Origin of the sequence: Stenotrophomonas maltophilia group sp. Smal13 (assembly GCF_030236855.1) — a bacterium.
GTDB lineage: Bacteria > Pseudomonadota > Gammaproteobacteria > Xanthomonadales > Xanthomonadaceae > Stenotrophomonas > Stenotrophomonas maltophilia_A.
On the sequence record NZ_JASJSQ010000170.1, the window covers coordinates 1 to 1701 of the forward strand.

Consider the following 1701-nt stretch of genomic DNA (forward strand, 5'->3'; position numbering starts at 1 on the left):
TCAGTTCCTCCATCGACGCGGCGGTTTCTTCCAGATTGGCGGCCTGCTGCTCGGTACGGCGCGACAGGTCACTGTTGCCCGAGGCGATCTCGCCGGCGGCGAGGGTGATGCTGGACGCGCTGGCCTGGATCTGGCCGACGATCTGGGTCAGCTGGGTGACGGTGGTGTTGGCGTCGTCCCGCATGCGTGCGAACACGCCCTGGTAGTCGCCGTGCATGCGCGCGGTCAGGTCGCCTTCGGCGATGGCCGACAGCAGCTGCGAGAGCTTGCCGAGGTTGTCATCGCTGACCGCCATCATCGCGTTGAGGTTTTCCAGCATCAGGCGGAAATCGTGATCGAAGCGCTGCGCGTCGCCACGGCGGCTGAAGTCGCCTGCGGCGGCGGCACTGGCCAGCTGCTTGATCTCGGCGTTGATGCGGCCGAGGTTGGCCTTGACCGTGTCGACGGTGGTGGTCATCGCGGCCTTCTCGCCGGGGTAGCGCGCGACGTCGCGGCTCAGATCGCCCACCGCGTACTGCTGCACCACGTCCAGCACATCGTGCAGGGTCTGCACGTGGCCGCCGACCAGGGCATTGGTTTCCTGCACCATCAGCCCGTACTCGCCGGGGAAGGCGCTGGCATCGATGCGGTAGCTCAGTTCGCCGCCGTCGTGGCGACGCGCCATCTCGCGCTGGCCGCTGATCACCGCGTGCAGCTGCTGCTGCATGCCGGACATGGCGTCCAGCAGGCGGCCGGTCTCGTCATGCGGCTGCGGGCCGATGTGGCTGTCCAGCTTGCCGCGGGCGATACCCTCGGCGACGGCCGTTGCCTGCTTCAGCGGTACGGCGATGCGGTTGCCGATGAGCCAGCTCAGGGCCAGCACGATCAGTACCAGCACGCCACCGGAGACGGCCATGATGGCGGTGAACACCAGTGCCTGCTTCTGCACGTCGTCCATGTAGACGCCACTGCTGACCACCCAGTTCCAGGGCGCGAACAGGCCGGCGTAAGCCACCTTCTCGACCTCGCCCTTGCTGCCGGGCTTGGCCCAGCGGTAGTTGACGAAGCCGCCACCGGCCTTGGCTGCTTCCACCTGGTCGTAGTAGATGCGCACACCGTCGTCGGTGCGGAAGTCCTTCATGTCCTTGCCGACCAGGTCCTTGCGGAACGGGTGCATCAGCAGGCGGTAGCCGGTGTCGTAGATGTTGAAGTAGTAGGCATCGTTATCGGCGCGCATCACTTCCAGCGCCTGCAGGGCGGCGGCCTTGGCAGCGTCCTCGCTGAGCTCGCCGGTACCGGCCAGGCGATGGTAGTGCTGCAGGATGCCGTAGCTGAGTTCGACCTGGGTCTTCAGCGCGGTCTTGCGGGTCTCGGTCAGGTCGAGGTACTGCATGCGGGCGGCGATCACCGAGAGCGCGATCACGCCAAGCGCGATGAGCAGCGTCAGCAGGTTGAGCTTGCGCCGGACGGAGAGGTTGCTGAAGTAGTGTTGCCAGCGATGCATGAGATTCATCGAGCAGGACCAGGTCGAAGCGGGCGGGCGGCGCCGTGCCGGTCACAGCGGGACAAGCGGTGACAACCCCGTTATCGGCCGCGCGGGCGGGGGATTGAGGTGCGGTGTCCGAACGTATTCAGGTTTCCTCGCAGCGGCGGCTGCGGCGCTGCCTGCGGCAGGCTTTTGAAGCAACAGCAACAGCAACAGCAACAGCGGTTGGTCGGCTC

General features: G+C 66.4%; 1 protein-coding gene. It reads right to left on the reverse strand.

Annotated elements, in window-relative coordinates:
* On the reverse strand, window positions 1-1492 hold a 1492-nt coding region (locus QRO95_RS25190), incomplete at its 3' end, for a cache domain-containing protein (protein ID WP_285303749.1).
* Window positions 1493-1701: the final 209 nt, after the last annotated feature.